Annotated in this window: 15 protein-coding genes and 2 tRNA genes; 8 read left to right on the forward strand and 9 right to left on the reverse strand. The window is 41.1% G+C overall.

Annotated features, from left to right (window positions below; translation table 11 throughout):
• The first annotated feature begins 25 nt into the window (after positions 1-25).
• The 3 genes from A379_RS08070 to A379_RS08080 are packed head-to-tail and all read left to right on the forward strand — an operon-like array spanning position 26 to position 11,872.
• Entirely contained in the window at positions 26-8,383 is an 8,358-nt protein-coding gene (locus A379_RS08070) for a DUF4347 domain-containing protein (RefSeq protein WP_040727377.1), read from the forward strand.
• The gene (locus A379_RS08075; protein WP_040727379.1) at positions 8,383-9,738 is read left to right on the forward strand and encodes an HlyD family secretion protein; all 1,356 of its coding nucleotides are present in this window, start codon (positions 8,383-8,385) and stop codon (positions 9,736-9,738) included. The genes A379_RS08070 and A379_RS08075 overlap by 1 nt, the downstream gene beginning before the upstream one ends.
• Before the next feature lie 4 nt (positions 9,739-9,742).
• Complete coding sequence (locus A379_RS08080) at positions 9,743-11,872, forward strand: HlyD family efflux transporter periplasmic adaptor subunit (protein ID WP_040727380.1); 2,130 nt, start codon at positions 9,743-9,745, stop codon at positions 11,870-11,872.
• Between the two features lie 142 nt (positions 11,873-12,014).
• Here A379_RS08080 and A379_RS08085 read toward each other — a convergent pair.
• The 3 genes from A379_RS08085 to A379_RS08095 all read right to left on the reverse strand — a co-directional run bounded on the left by A379_RS08085 (position 12,015) and on the right by A379_RS08095 (position 12,569).
• Positions 12,015-12,098 (reverse strand) — tRNA-Leu (locus A379_RS08085).
• Positions 12,099-12,140: 42 nt separating this feature from the next.
• A tRNA-Phe gene (locus tag A379_RS08090) sits at positions 12,141-12,216 on the reverse strand.
• A 143-nt stretch (positions 12,217-12,359) separates the two neighbouring features.
• Positions 12,360-12,569 (reverse strand): helix-turn-helix transcriptional regulator, encoded by a 210-nt coding sequence (locus A379_RS08095; RefSeq protein ID WP_040727382.1) that lies wholly within the window; start codon positions 12,567-12,569, stop codon positions 12,360-12,362.
• Positions 12,570-12,737: 168 nt separating this feature from the next.
• Between A379_RS08095 and A379_RS08100 the strand changes: the two genes are divergently transcribed.
• The 5 genes from A379_RS08100 to A379_RS08120 all read left to right on the forward strand — a co-directional run bounded on the left by A379_RS08100 (position 12,738) and on the right by A379_RS08120 (position 16,187).
• Positions 12,738-12,980 carry a hypothetical protein gene (locus A379_RS08100; RefSeq protein ID WP_040727384.1) on the forward strand — a complete coding sequence of 81 codons (243 nt, stop codon included), beginning with the start codon at positions 12,738-12,740 and terminating at the stop codon, positions 12,978-12,980.
• 49 nt (positions 12,981-13,029) lie between these two features.
• A complete protein-coding gene (locus tag A379_RS08105; RefSeq protein WP_051145096.1) occupies positions 13,030-14,340 on the forward strand; it encodes a site-specific integrase in 1,311 nt (436 codons plus the stop codon).
• Positions 14,340-14,684 (forward strand): hypothetical protein, encoded by a 345-nt coding sequence (locus A379_RS08110; protein ID WP_040727386.1) that lies wholly within the window; start codon positions 14,340-14,342, stop codon positions 14,682-14,684. The genes A379_RS08105 and A379_RS08110 overlap by 1 nt, the downstream gene beginning before the upstream one ends.
• Positions 14,681-15,628 (forward strand): TraI domain-containing protein, encoded by a 948-nt coding sequence (locus A379_RS12745; RefSeq protein WP_051145097.1) that lies wholly within the window; start codon positions 14,681-14,683, stop codon positions 15,626-15,628. The genes A379_RS08110 and A379_RS12745 overlap by 4 nt, the downstream gene beginning before the upstream one ends.
• Positions 15,629-15,755: 127 nt before the next feature.
• Entirely contained in the window at positions 15,756-16,187 is a 432-nt protein-coding gene (locus tag A379_RS08120; RefSeq protein WP_040727388.1) for a hypothetical protein, read from the forward strand.
• 157 nt (positions 16,188-16,344) lie between these two features.
• Here A379_RS08120 and A379_RS08125 read toward each other — a convergent pair whose 3' ends face one another.
• From A379_RS08125 to A379_RS08150, 6 genes are all read right to left on the reverse strand, one after another.
• A complete protein-coding gene (locus A379_RS08125; protein ID WP_051145098.1) occupies positions 16,345-16,713 on the reverse strand; it encodes a hypothetical protein in 369 nt (122 codons plus the stop codon).
• 105 nt (positions 16,714-16,818) lie between these two features.
• Positions 16,819-19,152, reverse strand: a complete 2,334-nt coding sequence (locus A379_RS08130; RefSeq protein WP_040727390.1) for a heavy metal translocating P-type ATPase — start codon at positions 19,150-19,152, stop codon at positions 16,819-16,821.
• A 45-nt stretch (positions 19,153-19,197) separates the two neighbouring features.
• Complete coding sequence (locus A379_RS08135; protein ID WP_040727392.1) at positions 19,198-19,581, reverse strand: DUF302 domain-containing protein; 384 nt, start codon at positions 19,579-19,581, stop codon at positions 19,198-19,200.
• Between the two features lie 53 nt (positions 19,582-19,634).
• The gene (locus A379_RS08140) at positions 19,635-19,847 is read right to left on the reverse strand and encodes an SHOCT domain-containing protein (protein WP_040727394.1); all 213 of its coding nucleotides are present in this window, start codon (positions 19,845-19,847) and stop codon (positions 19,635-19,637) included.
• A gap of 41 nt (positions 19,848-19,888) precedes the next feature.
• The gene (locus tag A379_RS12750; RefSeq protein ID WP_051145099.1) at positions 19,889-20,341 is read right to left on the reverse strand and encodes a DsrE family protein; all 453 of its coding nucleotides are present in this window, start codon (positions 20,339-20,341) and stop codon (positions 19,889-19,891) included.
• Positions 20,342-20,570: 229 nt separating this feature from the next.
• A complete protein-coding gene (locus tag A379_RS08150) occupies positions 20,571-22,079 on the reverse strand; it encodes a multicopper oxidase family protein (protein ID WP_040727396.1) in 1,509 nt (502 codons plus the stop codon).
• Positions 22,080-22,097: the final 18 nt, after the last annotated feature.

Raw genomic sequence — 22,097 nt, forward strand, 5'->3', positions numbered from 1 at the left:
TTAAAGGTCTTTGAGGAGATATTCCATGTCAGACATTCGTTCAAAAAATCAAGCAAGTTTTTACGCTAAACGTAAACCTCTTATTGCAGCACTTGAAGCAAGGGTTTTGTTGGATGGTGCAGCTGTAGCCACAGCAGCAGATGCCATTGTTTCGGATGTTGATTTACAAGACCAACAGGCCACAGAGCAAGCTGATACTTCTGCATCGGTTGCGCCTACACGACCAGAAGCTCCAGCCCCTACCCAATATAGAGCGGCTGATCCAGCGGCCAATAATGGCAGAAAAGAGGTGGTATTTATTGATACAGGGTTAGACAATTACCAAACCCTTATTGACAGCACTCATGCAGGGGTAGAAATTCAGTTGCTTGGAGGCGATTATGATGGCCTAACACAGCTGGAAATGTGGGCTGAAACAGCTCAAGATTATGATGCCATTCATATTTTATCTCACGGGGATGTTGGTGAGTTTACTCTCGGTGCGCAGACACTAAATCGCGACAATCTTAGTGATTATTCAAATTTACTTTCCCGCGTTGGCGGCACTTTAACTGAGAGCGGTGATGTCATGCTCTATGGTTGTTATGTTGGAGCCGATGGTAACGGGCGTGACTTTGTCGATTCGTTAGCGAATTTGACAGGTGCAGACATTGCCGCATCGGATGACCTCACTGGTGCGAATACGCTTGGCGGAGATTGGGATTTAGAGTTGAATATAGGCGCTATTGAAACTCAGACCATAAATTACTCGGCTTATGCTGGACAGTTAGGTGCGCCTTCGGTGAGTAACCTTAGTCCGATTGTTATAGATGAAGGTGACCCTGCTATAACCGTTGATAGTGATATCTCCTTTTCAGGTTCAAGTGAGTTGGGTGGTGGTTATATCGAATTTCGCGTTGATAGCTCAAACAGTGGCGATCAGTTTACGTTAGATAGTGGCGGAAATATCACGGTTGTGGGTGATAATGTTTACCACTCTGGTACATTTATTGGTGTGATTGACAGCGTTTATAATGGCCAAGATGGTAATAACTTGAGAGTTAATTTTGAGTCCAATTTTGCTAACCCTTCGTTTGAGGATAGTTTGAATAGTTGGACTATCGGTGAGAACCGAGTCATTCTTGGTACAACCGTAATCAATGGTCACACCACACCTGATGATTTAACTGATCCACCAAATTCAGGCGATGATGCAGGTTCAGTGAACAGCATGACGTACTCTTCTCAGTGGTCATCAGACCAAAAGACAGATGGCCAATATTCTCTGCGTTTGTACAATTCAGGCCAAACAACAAATGGTTATGATGTTGTTCATGGCCCTTACGCTTTCTCAAGTACATTTGAAGCAAATGCGGGTGATACCCTTTATTTTGACTGGAGAGCGGCGGCTGGTGGAGATGCTTTTGATGCCTATGGATATATGATGAAATCGGATGGCTCTGAGTATGTAACGGTTTTAGATGCAACGGGTGCAAATGATTCTGGGCAGACTAACTGGGCTACACAGTCTGTGGTCGTGCCAACTTCTGGAGACTGGTACTTTGTTTTTGTAGCAGGAACTTATGACTTTACAGGCGGTAGAGCGGTTGGTGGCTCTCTGTACATTGATAATTTTCAGGTTTTTGGTGACACGGTAAACGATACGGTACTGAATGACCTGGCAAGACAGGTTGAGTACCAAAATACGGGTGTGGACTCTCTTGAAACACGCAATTTAACGGTAAGTGTGGTTGATAAGTCTGGCAATACTGGCTCTCAAACAACGTCTTTGACGATTAATCAATTGAATAACGCTCCCTCTTTTAGTGGGGATGGCTCTCTGGCTGCGGTAGCGGAAGATAGCTTGAATCCGTCTGGTGCAACGATTAGTTCGCTTTTTGATTCTCTGCTGAGTGATCCCGATACATCCTATACACCCGCTGATAGTCTGTCTGGAATTATCATTACGGCGGATTCTTCTTCTGTCGCTGAAGGTGAATGGCAATATTCGACAGATGGTAGTAACTGGTATTCTGTTGGTAGCGTTTCGACGACAGATGGCTTGTTGCTATCGAGTTCATCCAGTCTGCGTTTTGTTCCAGCCGCTGAATATAGCGGTACCCCTGGTAGCTTGAGTGTTCATGCCGTAGATAGTTCTGATAATACCATCACATTTACCAGCGGGACGACGCGCGAAACTTATGATACCGTCAATGGTGACACAGGAGCTGATTCTGCTGTATCAGCAAGTTCGGCGAATTTAAACACTTCTGTGACTGCGGTAGATGATGCGCCTGTATTAACCATAGGATCGCTTAATGTTGTAAACGATAATTCAGCAACGGTAATTGCCCCTAATTTAACCATTACCGACATTGATTCAACCACAATATCTGGTGCCCTTGTACAGCTGAATAACCTTGTTTCGGGTGATCAACTCGGCTTTATCAATCAAAATGGGATTTCGGGTTCCTATAATGCAAGTACAGGTGTTTTAACGTTAACGGGTACAGCAACGGTTTCTCAGTATCAAGAGGCTTTAAGAAGTGTAACTTTAGCCGCTTCAGCTACGGATGGTACAGACCGCTCAATCAGTTTTACTATTGGTTCGGCGATTCCATTTGAAGATAATGGACACTTTTATGAAGCCGTTGCTTTGCCTAATGGCCAACAGACCTGGGCAGCAGCTAAAGTTTATGCTGAAAGTTTAACTTTGTATGGCATGCAAGGTTATTTGGCAACAATAACTTCACAAGAAGAAAATGATTTTATTTTATCTAAACTCCCAGAAGATGGCTGGGCGGGTGGTTCAGACTCGGAAACAGAGGGAACTTGGAAGTGGGTAACTGGGCCTGAAGCTGGAACGATATTTTCAATAGGAAATGATAACCCAGTAACTCAAACTTACTCCAATTGGAATAGTGGGGAGCCAAATGACTCAGGAGGTAATGAAGACGCTCTGCAATTTTATGCAAGTGGTGCAGTTCCTGGGCAGTGGAACGACTTGCCCTCTGCAAGTAGCAATTTAACGTATGCGATTGTGGAATACGGCGGCATGCCAGGTGAGTCATCTGTGCAAATTTCTCAAAATGCCACCATGACGGTTAATGATAAACCTGTGGTTACGGTTTCTGATACGCCGAGCTATACGGAAAATGCAAGTGCTGTGGTCTTAGCTCCTGGGCTAAGTATTTCAGATGATGGTGTAACATTATCAACGGCAACCATCTCAATTACAGGTAATTTTGACACAAGTCATGACGAGTTGCTGTTTGTGAACGACAGTATTTCAATGGGAAATATTCAAGGGAGCTATGACTCTGTTAATGGTCTGTTAACACTTTCATCAGCAGGTGATACAGCAACGGTCGCAGAATGGCAATCTGCTTTAAGAAGCGTAACTTTCCAATCGAGTGATGAAGCCTTAACCGATGCGAGTAAAACAATCTCTTGGCAGGTAAATGATGGTTATTTAGATAGCTCAGTAGTGACCGCGACATTGACTACTGTTGCCGTTAACGATGCTCCAGTTGTTTCAGCTCCAAGTGCACTCGCCATTGTTGATGGCAAAGGTGCCGATATTTATGGTGATATAACAGGAACTATTTCGGCCAGTGATGTTGATAGTGGCAGTTTAAATTATCAGATTGATGACAATGGCAGTGGTGTTCAGAGCATTCAAGGTCTTTATGGCACTTTAACCATTGATGCGTCAACGGGTGACTATACCTACACCCCTGATAATAGCGCTATTAATGCTCTAGATGCGGATACATCTGAAAGCTTTACTATCAATGTTTCGGACGGGGATTTGTCTGATAGCGTGCAATTAAATATTAATGTTACGGCTACACCTGAAGTTGCTGCTCAATATGTTGAGCAAGCAAACCCTATCTTGCCATTAACCGATACGGTCATTGATACAGCTGAAGATTATAGTGGCGGCTATATTGACTTTGAAATCGACTCAGTAACAACCACAGAGATTCTTGGGCTTGAAGATGATGGTTCTGCCTCAACGGTAGATGGTGAGGTCAGCGTGGTTGGTAATACCGTTTACTTAGGTGACGGTAGTAGTGCAAAAGTGATTGGCCAAATTGATGGTACATTCAATGGTCAAAATGGCCAAAAGTTAAGAATTAACTTTAGCGTGGACTTTACGAATGGTGATTTCAACCTCTCAACAGCAGGCCTGCTAAGTTCAAAAACAGGTGACATCATCAATATTGATGGATGGACAATCGTCAATGACCGAGTCATATTTGGTCAGGATACGATTGACGGTTTACCAACTCCAGTAGATACAGATTGGCCTAGAACAACCAATGGGCTTGATGACACGGGAACTCTAAGTTCTTCAACATATAAAACTTATGTACACCAAGATGGAAATGGAGATAACTCCATTCAGATGTACTCCACTATGTGGTCGAACACGGGATTTGAAGTGATTCGTGGCCCTTATATCTATTCTGATGCTTCTGTTGCGCTAGAGGCTGGAGATTCAGTTCAGTTTGATTGGAAAGCTCAAGGTGGCGGAGATGCATATGATGTTTTTGGTTATATCATTGATGTTAATGACCCAATAAACTATCAAATTATCTTAAATGAGACAGCAAGTTCAGCGAGTGTCACAACAAATTGGGCAACAGAATCCATAGCGGTGAGTCAGTCTGGACAATACCAGTTTGTATTTGTCTCTGGTACCTGGGATGCGACAGGCGGTACGCTTTTAGGTGCGCAGCTCTTTATTGATGACGTTAAAGTCACGCAGGCCAACGCAGCTGGTGGTTTGGAATCTTCTGTTTTAGAAGCTTTGTCCCATAAAGTGACATACCAAGATAGTGCTGATTTGAGTGCGTTGAATAGCACGGTTAATAAAAATATTATCATTACTACAGCTTCAGGCGATGACACTCCTATAACGCATACGAGCTCTAAAGGTTTGGTGATTACTGAGGTAAATGATTCAGTGTCGTTAGACCCTGTAGATACCATTTATCTTACCGATACCGATGGACAAGACAGTTTCAACACCATAACGAATCAGCTTAATGCAACAGACCCAGATAGTAATACCACTTTTGAGTACAGTATTGATAACGGAACCGATATGGGTTCTTCTTTCTCAAAGGCGGGCACTTTTGGAACTCTAGAAATTAATAAAAGCACAGGTGTGTATCAATATACGCCTGACGAAAATGCGATTAATGCATTAACCAGTTCTACAACAGAAACGTTTACATTTACAGTAACGGATGGAAACGGTTCATACGATTCAAAAACACTCACAATTGATTTGCAAGCGGTAAATGACGCTCCTATTTTAGGCGGCGGTGCAAGTCAGGTTACATTCTTTGAAAATGGCAGCCCTGTGATTGTCGATGGATCTATTACTCTAGAAGACCCAGAAGGATTGTCTTATCAAGGCGGAAGTCTTGTCTTTAAAACGACCCTTAATGGAGAGCTTGCGGATCAGTTTAGCATTATTGAAACTAACGGTATCACCTTGAATGGTAGTAATGTCTATTCATCTGGAGCCCTGATAGGAAGCATTGATAGTCAGCAAAATGGCCAAGCGGGACAACCGCTGCGCATTAACTTGAATCAAAATGCTTACTCACTTCAGGTTGAGGCTTTGGCTCGTTCGATAGGCTTTAGTAATCCCACAGATGATTTGAGTGAGCAGTCTCGTACAGTGGTTATTGAGGTGAATGACGGTGGTAATAATGGACAGACCACAGCGAGATTCAGTTCAAAAGAAGCGACGGTAGAGATTGAAACGCTGAACGATTTACCTGAAATTAGTATTAGTTCAGGTAGCTATATTGTCGAGAAAGTTGTGCAAACGAACCCGGATGGTACGGTTGTTTTACCTGGCATTGAAATGAGTGATCTTGATCATAATGAGCTTACCGTGGAGTTATCTACAAGCTTATATGGTGAGTTAACTGTGGATACAAGTGTTCCAAACGGTTTGACTGGTGCAAATATTACAAATAACGGAACAGGCAATGTAACCATTACAGGCACGATTGAGCAGATTAATAATACTTTATTGGCTAATGGAGGGCTGATTTATCAAGCTGGCAGTGGCAATGACATTGTCACTCCTGGGCCTGATATCTTAACCATTACGGCAACAGATGGAGCTGGAGGCGAGTTCCAGTATAGTCGCCAAGTGACGGTTCTACCTGCTATTCCAAATGCAAACAGTGATAATGTAACCGTTTCAGAAGATGGTGTTGTCTTGGTTGATATGAGCGGTTTAGTGGCTGATATTAACGACAACTCAGGAACTTATACTATCGGTACGGGCTCACCAGACATAACGGATCAAAGCGGTAATGTGACGCAAGCTGGAACTATTACACCGTTTGACAACAGTAAGATTATTACTGCAGATATTGATGATGATGGCAATCCAGAAGAGATTGGTTATCAGCTAGAGCACGGTAAGCTGATTTTAAATAATGACCAAGTATTAGGTACTGACTTTGCAAGCTTCAGTTATATTCCAGATGGAGATTTCAATGGCATTGAAACTTTTGTTTATCAATATAATTCTGGGGATGGCAAATCAAGTCATATCGCTCAAATACTGCTTGTTACTACCCCTGTTAACGATGCACCAGAAGTGCAGGCAAACAATTCGGCCTCAATTGCCGAAGATTCTGCACTCGTATTCAGTAGTGGTAATGGTAATCAAATTACCTTAAATGATGTTGACAGTGCAAATGGAGAGATGACTCTTACACTGAGTGTTAATCATGGTGCTGTAACTTTAGGTTCAAATAGCAACTTGGAGCTACTTGAAGGCGCAGATCAGTCTGCCCATATTAAGGTAAAAGGAACACTTACTGAGCTTCAAAATGCAATCAATGGTCTGAGTTATACAGCAAACCAAGACTTTAACGGTAGTGATCAATTGACTGTTCTTGTAAATGACCTTGGAAACTCTGGAGATGGAGTTGCGCAAACAGCAAGTCAAACAATCAATTTGACGATTAGTGAGGTTAATGACACACCAACCGTTACCGTTCAGCAAGGGTCTGGTTTTGGTACGGTTGATGATAGTTCTGCTGTCGATTTATCGGATTCTGGTGCAGTCACCTTTAATGATGTTGACGAAGGGGACACCCTTGATATTAGCTTCACCAAGGACATAAACTGGAGTCATGGGACTTTAGACCCAAGCATCAAACAGACTCTATTAGATGGTTTCCAAGTTGTTGGAGAGGACTTGTCTCCTGGCAGCATAAACTGGAATTATGACGTTTCTGGCGTTGATTTGGATTTCTTATCTGAAGGTGAAACCATTGCCTTAACTTATACGGTAACGGTAACAGACTCAGAGAATGCAACGGCAAGTGATACGGTAATCCTTACAATCAATGGCACAAATGATGCACCTATCATTATCAATGATAATTACGATTCAGTGGTATTAGGTTTTTCTGAACCTTATTCTCTTGATGTCACAGGCTGGTTTGGCGATGTTGATGTCAATGACCAACATACCTATGCAGTTAATGGCTTGCCAGACGGTGTTGTGTACGACCAAAACACTGGAAAGCTTTCTGGACAACCGTTAGTTCCAGGTATATTTTCCATAGAAGTTACCGCTATCGATAAAGAAGGAGCCACAGTTTCAAGAACTTTTGAGATGACGGTTACCGCACCTCCCGAACCAGCTGCTCCAACAACGCCACCAAGTTCTCCTACCTCTCCAGTGAATTTAGGTGATGATACTGCGCCTATTGTTGAGGTTGGTGTAGGTGACTTACCAGATGGTTTAGTTGATTCAACCGCTGGACAAGAAGGTTTTGTTAGTGAACCTCTAGTTGTGAGTGGGGAAGGTTTTGAAGGTTCAGGTTTAAATGTTCCAGACCCTGTTACCAACACAACCCCACAGGGTGATCAAACAACTAAGATAGCCGTTAACGTTGGTACGGATGGTAACGTGAGTTTTGATCGCGAACGTTCAGAAACCATTAAAAATACAGGTTTAGCCGTTGCTGAAGTCATTAAATCGGGAGACACTGTCGAGGTGTCAATTTTTGATACCGAAACCGCTCAATCTTATACCGCAACTTTGAGTGATGGTACAGAGTTGCCAGCTTGGGTAAGTGTGGATAAGACAACGGGTTCAATTAAAGCATCACCACCAGAAGGTGTAAAAACACTTTCAATCAGAATTAACGCGGTTGGAACATCTGGAGAAGTTAGGGTTCTTGAAATTGAACTGAGTTTTGAAGAAGAAGAGGAAGAGCTTGAACAGTTGGCTGACCCAGCATTAGTGCAAGCGGCATTATCTCCTATAGGCTTGAGTGAGCAATTATCAAATGAGATGAGTATTCAAAATAGTTATGGAGATAAATTAACGGCGTTATTGGCAAGTTAATGAGCAATATCGTTGCCTCATTTTCAGCTCTTATTCAAATAGAGCATCATTTAAGAAAAAGCGACTCTCTGGCGGAGTTTGGTTTTATAATAACAAATGAACTCCGTCAGTTAATCGACTATGATTTGGCGGTGTTGCTTGAAGGTAATGGTGAGGCTCGATTCAAAGTCGTTACAATCAGTGATCATGCTTCCGTTGATTCTACCGCACCCTTTGTCAATTGGTTAGAGAACCAGCTCTCTAAGAAAACAGAGTGCTGTACTTCACAAGAGCCTATTGTTTTAAATTCAGCATTATGGTCACAAGAAGATGTTAAAGATCTTCAAGACTTTTTTCTTGGTCATTTACTCTGGATTCCCCTCGTTTTACCGTCAGGTTCGGGAGCGCTTCAAGGGGGAGTGCTACTGTCCAGAAGCACTCCATTTTCAAATAAAGACACCGAGCTACTTTCACATATCTCTAAAACCGCTGCTCATGCGATGAACTGTCTTTCTAGAAAAGGCTGTGCAGGCCGTTGGCTCTCAACGGGGATCAAAAAGCGTAAGGTTTGGTTTTATGCTTTTTTGTTTTTAGTAGTGCTCAGTTTATTGCCTGTTCAGTTAAGTGTCATTGCTCCTGCAGAAGTGGTTTCAAAATCTCCTATTCAAATGACATCTCAGCTACAAGGTGCAATTAGAAACATAGAAGTGATTCCTGGGCAAAGTGTTGATAAAGGGGATTTGCTGGTCGTTTTTGATGATACCCAGCAGTCAAGTCGTTATGCCATAGCCAAAAAAGCTTGGTTGAAAGCCAAGGCAGAGTTAACAACTGCTCAAAGAGGAGGATTTCTTAATAAAAATGACAAATCCAAGCTAGCAGAGTTGCAGGCCAATGTCGATTTAAAAGCAACCGAAATGGCTTATGCCAAAGAGCTTTTACAAAAAACACAGCTTACCGCGCCAGATGCAGGCATTGTGATTATGAATGATCCCAAGGAGTGGGAAGGAAGGCCTGTTCAAATTGGTGAAAAAATTCTTTCAATTGCTAACCCTAAACGTTTTGAGTTAAAGGTGCAGTTACCAGTTAAGGATTTTATTGTTTTAAATCATCAAACGCCTGTAAGGCTCTTTTTAGACAGTGATCCTCTTAACCCTTTAGATGTGAATATTCTTTACATGACGTATATGCCAGAAGTAACACCTCAAGGCATTCTCGCTTATAAGTTGGTTGCCCGTTTTCAGAATGATGAGACAGCGTTAAAATCTGTACGTATCGGTATGCGAGGTACGGCAAAACTTTATGGTGAATCAGTTACGTTATTTTATTATCTATTCCGTCGGCCTATTACTTCGGTAAGGCAGTGGCTGGGTTGGTAGTAGCATGTTTTCACAAGCGCAACAAGAAAAGTCTTTTTTACCCACCATTCGTCAAAACTTAAAGTTATTACAAGGAACCTCAGATGAAAGCGGTTCACCACGCTGGTTATTGTTTGATCCTATGGTCAACAAATATTACACCCTTAGTCAAACCGCAGTTGCATTAATGTCCGCTTGGCGTAACGGTCAAGAAACAACCACATTTCTTGTAGAGTTACAAAACCAAGGTACAGAGGTTGATGAGTCAGAGCTTAACGCATTTTGTGAGTTTTTGACTGTGAATGGGCTTACCGTTCATCGTAATAGTGAAGATGTTGCTCGATTAAGCCAACGTGAAAAAGCATCAAAACACAGTCTATTCAAGTGGTTAATTCACAACTACCTTTTTATACGCTTATCATTATTTAGGCCTGACGGCTTTTTAGAAAAAACTTATCCCTACGTAAAATGGCTTTTTAAGCCACAAATCAAATGGATTATCTTGATGTTTGGTGGACTTGGAATCTTATTAACCCTGCGTCAATGGGATGAGTTCACAAATGCCTTTTCTTATTTTTGGTCATGGGAAGGTCTGGCTTTTTACATTATTACGCTGATTATCGTAAAAGTATTTCATGAGCTGGGCCATGCTTACGTTGCTAAAAAATATCGTTGTCGTGTCAGTTCAATGGGAATTGCATTTATGGTTTTATTTCCCTTTCTATATACCGATACAACCGACGCTTGGAAACTACAATCACGTTACCAAAAACTAGATATTGTTACGGCTGGGGTTAGGGTTGAACTATATATCGCCATGCTGGCTACTTTCTTTTGGAGCTTTTTACCTGACGGTATGTTAAAAAGTGCAGCTTTTGTATTGGCAACAACAACCTGGGTAAGTACCTTAATTATTAACGCCAGCCCTTTCTTACGTTTTGATGGCTATTACGCATTTTCAGACTGGCTGGGTGTTGAAAACCTACAGTCGCGCTCATTTGCTTTAGGTCGTTGGGCTTTACGTAAAACATTATTTGGAATAGACCTACCTGCACCAGAACCCTTGCCGAAAAAGTTACAAAGAACTCTTATTTTCTATGCGTGGTTTACCTGGATATATCGGTTTTTTCTTTTTCTCGGTATTGCGTTATTAGTCTATTTCTTTGCTTTCAAAGTATTAGGCATTATCTTATTTATAATAGAAATTGTTTGGTTCATTTTGCTTCCAATACAAAAAGAACTTATTGAGTGGTGGAAGATGAGAAAAGAGATAACGCTAAATCGTAAATCAATAACTTCCGCAAGCATGATTATTGGCTTAATTGTCTTACTGGTTATTCCATGGCAAAGACAGATCACTCTAGATGCCGTCTATAAGTCTAGTAGCTATATTCGATTGTATAGCCCTGAACCCGCCACACTAGTTGCCATCTATGTAGAGTCTAGGAAAACGGTGCAAGAGGGTGAAAAGCTCGCTCAGTTGACCTCACCAGAACTTGATTTTCGTATAAAAGTGACAAAACTCAATATTGCCAAAATACAGTCAAAATTAGACCGTATCGCTACTTTTTCCGAAGATAGATACCAAGTTGACGTGTTGCAAGAAGCACTCCAACAAGAACAAGAAGCGCTCGTGGGGCTTAAAAAAAGACAGAAGCTCTTACAAATAACATCACCCATAGATGGTGTTGTCACAGACCTTAAAACAATGACAATAGGGCAAAGTGTAGGTGTTAATCAACACCTTATCGGTGTGGTAGCACCAACTGACATTGAGTTGGTTGCCTTTTTACCTGAAAATCAAATAAGTGCCGTTTCTGCTGGTGCCAAAGGTACTTTTATTGCCAATCATGGCGAAGAGCTACAAGCAGATTTAATGGTTACTTCAATAGAAAAAATGGGAATACAGCAATTGGAATATGAAATTTTAAGCTCCGTTTACGGCGGAAGTTTAGGAGTCAGAGAAAACCAAGAAGGTAAAATGGTGCCTGAAACCCCCTATTTTTTAATCAAACTCCAAACCACAAATCTTCCAGAAAAACAGTGGATGCAACAGACCGCAGGCAAAGTTATTGTGGAAGCAGACCCAAAAAGTGGTTTAAGCATTCTATGGGACAAAATTATGGCCGTGTTAATTAGGGAGTCAGGGTTTTAACCACTCTAATAAACCCGAATATAATGGTGCGAAATTAAGGACAATTCATTTTTACCAGGCCTGGTAAGTCTATTTATTGATTAAACATTAAATTTTAGATATAAAAAAACCCCGATTGACGAATCAATCGAGGTTTTTGAATTGGTGCGGAAGGAGAGACTCGAACTCTCACACCAAAGGCACCAGAACCTAAATCTGGCGTGTCTACCAATTCCACCACTCCCGCGAATAAGTCATCTAAACTAAAGCTTAAACAACTTATAAAATATGGTGGCCACACCTGGAATCGAACCAGGGACACAGGGATTTTCAATCCCTTGCTCTACCGACTGAGCTATGTGGCCAAAATAGAATGGGCGTATTATATGGACGGGCTTCGCGGCTGTCAAACTTTATTTTGAAAAAATCTTAAATAAGACCCAGGGACAAATTAGAGACAAATTAGAGACAAAACATTTCTGATTGCTTGGACATTGACTAAAAGACTCTATTTGTCTTCATTTGTAAAATTTAGTATGTCATTTGGCGTGCAATCTAAAAACTTACATAATTTGTCTAGTGTTTCCAAATCAATTCTTTTCGCTTGATTGTTGTAAAGCTTATCAATGGAACTCCGGTTAACTTCAATTTCTCTTGCCACATCAATCACTTTTAATCGTTTACTTCCCATCAGTGTAGATAGTTTGGAATCAATCATTATCTACCCTCCTTTATAAGCTTTAAATGAATGTAGAATATATTTTGTTTACATTAAATAAACAGAAATGCTTGTAAATATATTTTAAGTGTGTAAAATTTATTCTAAATAGATTTTATGGGAATAAAATCTGTTTTATATACTTAATATTAATAAGAGGATTTTAGCATGGATTTTACATACTTAACCACAGAAGAATTATCAGAACGTATCAAGTACAACCCTAGAACAATTCGAAACGAACTAAAGGATAGCGTTTTACTTGAAGGACGCCATTACATCAGGCCTTTTGGACAGCGTAAAATTTTGTTTATTTGGGAGCATATTGAAACGGATATGTATAAGGCTTCAGAGGCTTCTGATTTTAGTATTCCAATGGCAAATGGTGGTTCTTGTTTAGGGCTGCATTAGTTAAGTTATAAAGTTATTCAAGATAGTTTTTTATATTAGGAGGCTTTATATGGCCACGATTAGAGTCAAAAAGAGTACTGGAAACCTATATTTTGATTTTCAGTTTTTAAAAATTAGATGTAGAGAATACACATCTTTACCTGACACAAAAACCAACCGCAAAAGGCTGGAAGCCATATTGGCACGTATTGAAGCCGAGATTACTTTGGGAACGTTTGAGTACGGTAAGTATTTTCCAAACAGTTCAATGGTAAACAAGATTGACGAGATTCAAGCAAAGCAACAACCAGGTTATACCAAAACACCTTTGTTTAAAGCGTTTGCAATCGAGTGGTATTCAGAGATGGAACCAACATGGCGAACTTCAACAGCCGAAACTTATCAGCGTTATATCGATAAGCGACTTATTCCCCATTTTGGAGAAATGGAAGTCAGCCAAATCACCAAAGCTCACATTTTAAAGTACCGTTCTAACGTCGCCAAACAATCGGACGGTAAATTAAAGCCAAAGACGATAAACAAGTTTATCAAGTGTCTCAATATGATTATGAATGAAGCAGCTGACCGATACAATTTTACGCCACCTCATTTAAATATCAAGCCTCTTAAAGAAGAGAAGGTGCATATCGAACCGCTCTCTATTCAAGAAGTGAACTTGATATTGGTCAACGTCCGATCGGATTGGCGTGATTATTTGCTCGTGAGGTTTTTTACAGGCATGCGTACAGGAGAGATTGACGGTCTTAAATGGGACAACGTTGATTTTGAACGACGTGAGATTCTCGTGCGAGAAACCTTCTCAATGGGGCGTTGGGAATACACCAAAAACGAGGGTTCTCAACGAGAAATTGAGATGTCGACCTTGGTTTATAACACCTTATTGGAGCGCTATAAAAATCGTGATGTATCCTGTGAGATGGTGTTTCACGCCAATAACGGCTCACCGGTGCATACGCCTAACTTTTTAAGACGCGTCTGGACGCCACTACTGGCTTATCTCAAGATTAAGTACCGTAAGCCTTATCAAACCCGTCACACAGCCGCCACGCTCTGGTTGGCGGCAGGAGAAAACCCCAACTGGATTGCCAAACAGATGGGCCACAGTACCACCACTATGCTGTTCAGCGTCTATGCACGTTATGTTCCCAACCTCACTCGTCAAGACGGTTCGGCAATGGAGCGATTATTGGCTTCCAATATTGACGGTTTTCATGAGCCAGTAAACGATGCTGAAAAACAAGCTGATGAAGAATTAAGCGTATCGGTTAATCAAGCACAACAAAGCGAAGCCGAAGAAGTGGCTTTTTGGGATCAGTTCTTAACACCCAATCAAACTTCTTCAATGGGAGGACGTTACTAATGAATTTACATCAAACTACACCACAAGCAACATCAAATCAACATATCCCGCCTTTTTTAAAAAGGCAACATCCATCGATGACTTCAACCATCGAAGTACCAATTGCTATTGAAGACCCAAGGGTCCTAAATCGCCTGGTAAATAATCTTATGTACCTGTTTAACATTCAAGAGGGTGATTACCTAACTTTCGTATTAGGACAAGGTCAATGCGCTAATAACAGGGATGCTATTAAGTATTGGGTGTTAGCGACCCTAGCAGTAACGCCAGTAAGCCAAGACGATGTACTTGAACACCTTGTCAGTCAGCTTAAAGAAAAGATTATGATGGAGGTCTACCAATGAACCCAATTATGCTTTACAACCAACAAAAACGTCTGCAAGTCGGCAACGGTAAACAGCTCATCGGTTATGCTGGTATTTTTGGTCAAGAGTTAGGCTGTACAGATTTCGGTTGGTGTCAGGTGAGTCTTGTTGACCAAAACTTCATCACTCACTACATACAGGTCGATAGCCAAGATTACGCCGACATCAATCAGCGGTATGAAAGCCTGAATCTGCAAAACTCCGAAACACTTTATCTCTGGTTAGAACAAGGTAGTGATGGGTCTGTTCTGAACTGGCGACTATTCAAAAGCACTTTAACACTGGAACAGCTCTTTCCAATTTACCAGGCCTGTTATGATTTTGATTCACTGTATCAGTTGTTTGAATTAATAGAGAGCTTAAAGGTTATTCCCTTAAGAATGTTTGCAAGAGAAGTGTTGATGGATAAATCACTGATAACCGCTTTTGTCAGTATTCCAGCCAGTAAACGTCATCATCATAGTTTTCCAGGAGGGTTGCTGATGCATTCTTTAGAGTGTGCCTTGATGACCGAGCAAACAGTTGAGTCACTTATTGATGTCTCGACCAAAGAAAAAGAGGTCGCCGTTATTGCGGCACTTTTTCATGATATTGGTAAGGTTAAAACTATTGGGCCAACTCAGCATACCTCAACAGGCCGACTAATCGATCATGAGCAGTTCTCTCTCATGCTCCTAGCAGATCCTCTCAATACCTTGCAAGAATATTGGGAACAGGGTGCTGAGACGCTGCAATATCTATTAACTTGGAAGGAACCACAAGGCGTCTGTCGTTTTGTGTCAGGCAATGCAATTAAGATGGCGGATCGCCTAAGTACTTCAGCTTCATTAAGAAGCATGGCGTTTAAGGATAAGCCAGAATACTTTCACTTTGCAGAACTAAATATTGGAGCCAACAAGCATTACCTTAACCGTTTGAATTAATGACCTCTTTAAAAATAAGCAACATACCTTTCTTAAAATTCTCGAAGACGTTCAAAATTTGACGGAATTGAGAAATACGATATCTTCATAGAGAAAGGTGTTATTTAATCATGTAAAGGAGAGCTCTATGGCTTATCAAAACACACAAGAAATCATTTGGATAGAGAGGGTATTAAAGACCGTTTTGGTCGGAATATTTATTTGGTCTATTTGGGCGATATCACAATACGCACCAAGCTATTATCAAGAGCAAAAACAAATTGAAGTTAAGCTTGCTGAAACTTACGGAATCTCTCAAGACGTCGTTAGCACTGTTCAATGTTATCACGGTTATCTGCATTACCCTAACTCAGAGATGTTTTCAGGTCTGTTAGCCGTGTCGCCAAGTATACAGTGCGATTCAGCCACTCTTAAACAGCAAAAGGAAAACCGATATTCACTGGAGTATTTTGCATCTATTTTTATTTCTGTGGTTTCAGTTTTGTTACTATTTGCATTTCAAGTTAAAAGTGAAGACTCGCGTCAATCAGTCAATAAATCAGAACGTATCAATCAATAAACCTTAAGGGGAATTGAAAACATCTCATTTTTACGCTAATTATATAGCTATGAAGTGTCTAGTGTTTTAGGGTCATTACTAATGAGCGTTTACAGTTTAATTTACAGAGTCGAAGCCACCATAAAAGAAGGTGGCTCCCCATCACTTTCTCTACATTTTAATGGTTATGTCCGTGCTCTTGGGTGTCATGCATGTTTTTATCCATCATGCCTTTATCCATGAGATGTCCTTGACTTGGAGGCATTTTTCTTAATGGCACCCCTCTTTCCTTTGCACGTTTTTGCATTTTTTCATGATTTTCTTTTAACAACTGTTCTCGCATTTTAGGCGTGCGCGCATTTTTCATTTTTTCTCTGAATTCTTTGCGTTCTTCCGAAGTCATTAAATGACCACCAATAATATGATTTCCTTCCATACTCTGAATTGCATGAGTTTGTGGGTATGAATGATCAGATGCATATACCATTGACCCTCCAGTCATTACAGCCCCACTCAAAATAATTGACATTAAATTTAGTTTTTTCATAACAATATCCTCTATAAAATTAAAAACTTCGTTATCAAATCAGGTTGTAAAACTCAAAAGAATGGTCAAGACAACCCAACTTGACCACTCAAAGTTAAGAACAGGTTATAATTTTAGTTTTTTTAGCCTTAAGGCATTTCCAATCACCGATACAGAGCTAAAACTCATTGCGGCTGCTGCAATCATTGGAGACAATAACAAGCCAAAGACTGGATAAAAAACACCAGCTGCAATAGGTACGCCAAGCGAGTTATAACTAAATGCAAAAAATAAATTTTGCCTAATATTCCGCATGGTCGCTTTACTTAATTTACGAGCTCTAACGATACCGTTTAAATCGCCTTTCACTAGAGTGACATCAGCACTTTCCATTGCCACATCGGTTCCCGTTCCCATGGCGATACCGACATGTGCTTGGGCTAGCGCAGGTGCGTCGTTCACACCATCACCCGCCATAGCAACCACATAACCTTCATCTTGAAAGCGCTTGACCCAATTAGCCTTATCTTCAGGAAGAACTTCAGCCTCTATTTGGTCAATATTGAGGAGGCTACCAACCGCATTAGCGGTGACTTTATTGTCTCCTGTCAGCATCACCACCTTTATGCCTTCTTGATGCAATGCTTCAATCGCTTCTTTAGTGGTCTTTTTAATCGGATCAGCCACAATCAATAAACCTGCAAAAGCTTTATCAATGGACACAAACATAACGGTTTGCCCCTGTAAAAGGTAACTCTGAATGCTCTCATCTAGGTGGCTTAACTCAATACTCAGTGAACCCATCAGCTTTTGATTACCTATGGCCACTGAATGGTCATCCACCATTCCAACAACCCCTTTGCCCGTCACAGAGTTAAAGTCAGTGAGCTTGCTCAATGTCACTCCATCATCCACAGCAGAACTAACAATCGCTTTAGCGAGGGGATGCTCACTTCCTCTTTCGAGGCTAGCGACAAGACGTAAAACCTCCATTTTTTCAAAACTTGGCTGAGCTTCTATAGATACCAGTTTGGGCTTTCCTTCTGTCAAGGTTCCAGTTTTATCAACAACCAGCAGATCGACTTTTTCCATAATTTCCAGTGCTTCTGCATTTTTGATCAATACACCGTGTTGAGCACCACGCCCAGTCCCCACCATAATGGAAATTGGTGTGGCTAAACCTAGAGCGCAGGGACATGCAATAATCAATACAGCGACTGCACTGATTAATGCATATGCCAAGCTAGGTTCGGGACCAAACGCCCACCATACCAAAAATGAGATGAATGCAATTACCACCACAGCTGGTACAAAATAAGATGAAACGATATCAGCCAACTTTTGGATAGGGGCTCTTGATCTTTGAGCTTGAGCTACCATATCGACAATCTGTGACAGCAGAGTATCCTTACCTACCTTTTCAGCCTTCATTAATAGACTGCCTGATACGTTAATCGTGGCACCAATCAAATGATCACCAGTAGCCTTATCAACTGGAACTGGTTCACCCGTCACCATTGACTCATCAACGTAACTTTGCCCTTGAATCACCGAGCCATCTACTGGCACCTTATCTCCCGGTCTAACTCTTAAAACATCTCCTTCGTGTACATCGGTTAACGAAACCTCTTTTTCGTTGCCATCTTCCTCAAGTCGCCATGTCGTATTGGGTGCTAAGCCCAATAACAATTGAATGGCTTGGTTCGTTTTAGAACGGGCTTGTAACTCTAACACTTGTCCAAGTAAAACTAATGTCGTAATGACGGCAGCAGCTTCAAAATAGACATGCACCAGCCCCGTTTCTGTTTGCATAGCAGGTGGAAAGATTTGAGGCGAAAATAAAGCAAACACGCTATAGCTCCATGCAACACCAGTACCAATCGCAATCAGTGTGAACATGTTTAGATTCCAAGTTTTAATCGATTGCCAGCCACGAATAAAAAATGGTAACCCTCCCCACAAAACAACGGGGGTAGCTAAAATAAATTCAACCCACTGGATGTGATAAAAACTCAACATTTCTGGAAGGCTTTCAGGCAACAAGTCCATCCACATTGCCAATACAAATACTGGAATGGAAAATACAGCACCTACCCAAAAACGAAGCTGCATATCTTTAAGCTCTGTATCATCACTTGAGCTTTCACCCATATCAATAAGGACAGGCTCTAATGCCATACCACAGATTGGACAATTTCCACGATGGTCTTGTACGATTTCAGGGTGCATAGGACAAGTATATTGACCCGCTTCCTGAGGTGGGTTGGCTAATTGTTTATCCTCTGAGGGGTGTAGATAAACAGCAGAGTTTTGTTCAAATTTATGCTGGCAGTGTTCACTACAAAAATAGAAAGTCCGGTCTTTATATTGATAGATATAAGAAGTGTCTTCGGAAACCTCCATATGACAAACAGGATCAATCATAGCCTTAGACGAACCTTCTGAAAACTTCTCATTCATGTCTCTCTCCTGTCAGCGTTCCAATTCGAACGTTTTTGCTAAAAACTATCTAGCATCATTAATCATTTGCATGGTTTTCTGCTCCACTTCCTTTGCCACCTCAGTTAATGCTTCATCCTGAGATAGAAATCCCAGCATTTTTGCCGGTTCAATCATGCCAATTTTAGTTTGACCTTTCTCAGTGTAAACAGAGATGCGACAGGGTAAAGCCATATTCAAACGCATATCAGTAGACAATACTTGTGCAGCTTTAACAGGGTTGCAAACTTCAAAAACCTTACAGTCTTCAGAAAATTCGACCCCCTTACTGCGAAGAGTGCCGCCTAAATCATGAATATGTAGAACGCCAAACCCATGCTCTTTCACTGATGCCTCTAGATCCGTAGCAGCTTGATCAAATGATTTTTCACTTTCTACTTGGTAATACATTGTGTGCTCCTTTTTCTTTAACGAAATCGTCTTCTTATATAGTTAAAATCCAATTACGATTGAAGATCCTTTTTCTTCTCTTCAAATTCTTGTTTATCAATCTCTCCTTTGGCATAACGTTTCTTCAATACTTCTAAAGCAGTTTCTTTGTCAGATAAAGGGGTGAATTGTCTTAGCAATACAAATATAACTACTAAAACCACTAACCAAAATAACCACATACCACCACCCATATAACCTCCCATTGATTCAAAATGCCAATCCATTACAATTTCTCCTGTACTTCAATAATTAATCAAATCGCTATTTAAGGACGCCAATACTTATATCCTTTCATCTGTAGGCGGACGACTTCCGGCGCTCCCGATGGCACATACTCGACTTCCAAAGGAAATTGTTCATCCTTTAACCCCCACGATCGCATACTGATACGACACGCTTTAAAAGTCACTCCACGGTTAGCCAGCTTGGTTAACAATTGTGAAGTCTTAGGATTATCTGCCAGTAATGCTTTAATTCCATCCTCATAAGCAACCACAGTTATCGCCAATTTGTCTTCTCCAATCTCATCGAGCACTTTATCGATTTGCAGGAAAACTCTTCTGTGCCCATAATTTTCATCACTCCTTGTTAACTGAACAACAAACGGAACTGCATCAACCTGTTCTGCCTGTTGTGCTTGGCTTTCCATTGGGGGGAGCCAAGCTAAACAAATCAATAAAAAACTAACCAGTTTTGGCGATTTAAAATTTTTCAACACGAATATATCTCCTTCTTAACTATTTTATTGAATCGTTGTCATTTGATTGGCTTTACCCAAAGGCGCATATACAAACGGGTGTGCAATCGCGTTCTGTATAAAAAGTATGCTCAGTAAAGGGCCTATATCTATTAAGTTAATTTTTTCATCATGCTTACCTAAATTTAGTATGTAATTTTTATTGGAACGTAGGTTTAATCCTCAAAATACAACCTCAAGAATGTTCTTGCTAAGTAACAGTAAATTGACCCATCATCCCCGCATCTTCGTGTTCTAAAATATGGCAGTGATACATGTAAGGAATCTTGCTGTCTTTATAAGGCCCTGTTGGAAATAGAATTCTGACTTTTTCATCAGCATGCACGGTTACCGTATCTTTAAAACCGTTTTCCCAGGGATAAGGCGCTTTACCGTCGCGATCTAATACTCTAAATTGGGTATTATGTACGTGGAATGGATGATGCATCATGGAGGGGTTCTGCAGTTCCCATACCTCGAAGGTATTCGCATGAGTTACTTCATTGATGACATCCATATCCATGGCTTGGCCATTAATCGTAAAGCCTCCAGAACCAAACATCATTCTTGGGCCCATTTGCATCTCTAAACTCATTCGCCTAGTTTGAGCCACCTGTACTTTAGACCAATCGGGCAAGGTTATCAGCTGAGTAGTTTTAAACGCAGACGATCGTTCAGACTGACTCGAATCAATATGCAATAAATCAAAGTTTTGATCCAGATAACGGGCGTTACCTCCACCCATCATGCCCATTGAAAGATTGCCATAGCCTTTGATGCTTCTGAGAGTAATAGGATTTCGGTCAGAAAGATCCACTAATATCTCGGCTCGTTCTGCAGGTGCTAAACGAATTTGGCGTAAGGTTGTCGGTTTTTCCAGTAGGCCGCCATCGGAGGCAATTAGCTGAAAAGGCCGGTTATCTGAAAATGCTAAATGATAAAAACGGGCATTTGATGCATTATGTAACCGCAATCTAACCAGTGTTTTTTTCGGTTTAAGCACCGAGTTTGCAACGCCATTCACCAACATGACATCGCCATGCATGCCTCGCATTTTATTCATACGGGTATTGTTGTAATAGAATTCGCCCGATTCATCAAACGCTCTGTCCATTAAAATGACAGGGTAATCATCTATGCCATATTGATGCGGGATACCTAAGTCGGCATCTCGATCCTCATCCACAATCTGCATTTGACCGCCAAGGCCACGCCAAACTTGCTGGCCCGTTTGATTATGGGTGTGGGAATGATAAAACAGGGTTGAGGGCTCATTGAGTATTTTCCATTCCGCTACCCAGGTTTTACCGGGTTGAATAGCTTGGTGTGGCCCACCATCTTCCGTTGCAGGTAACACCATGCCGTGCCAGTGAAGCGCGGCGGTTTCATTTAGATTATTCGTCACCTCCATTTTGACAGTTTGGCCTTTTTTCATTCTTAACACGGGGGCTAAAAAGTCTTGGTTAATGCCAATGGTCTCGGTAGTCGTATCGGCTAATATTCGAGTTTGACCTTGCTGTAGTCTCAGTTTAAAAACTTGTTTACCCTGAATGGTTTGTCCTTCCTCAATTGTGGGCAAGTTAAAGTCGTTAAGGTTAAAAATAGGTTTTGAAAATCCCGTTTGCGATATTGTTTGAGCAAGTGTCAAAGGGGAATGAGTTGCGGCTATTAAGCCGGAGGTCATGCCTAATCCTTGTCGTAAAAAGTCACGTCTCTTCATTTGAATTCCTTTTTAGAA

The organism is Thiomicrorhabdus sp. Kp2, assembly GCF_000478585.1.
GTDB lineage: Bacteria > Pseudomonadota > Gammaproteobacteria > Thiomicrospirales > Thiomicrospiraceae > Thiomicrorhabdus.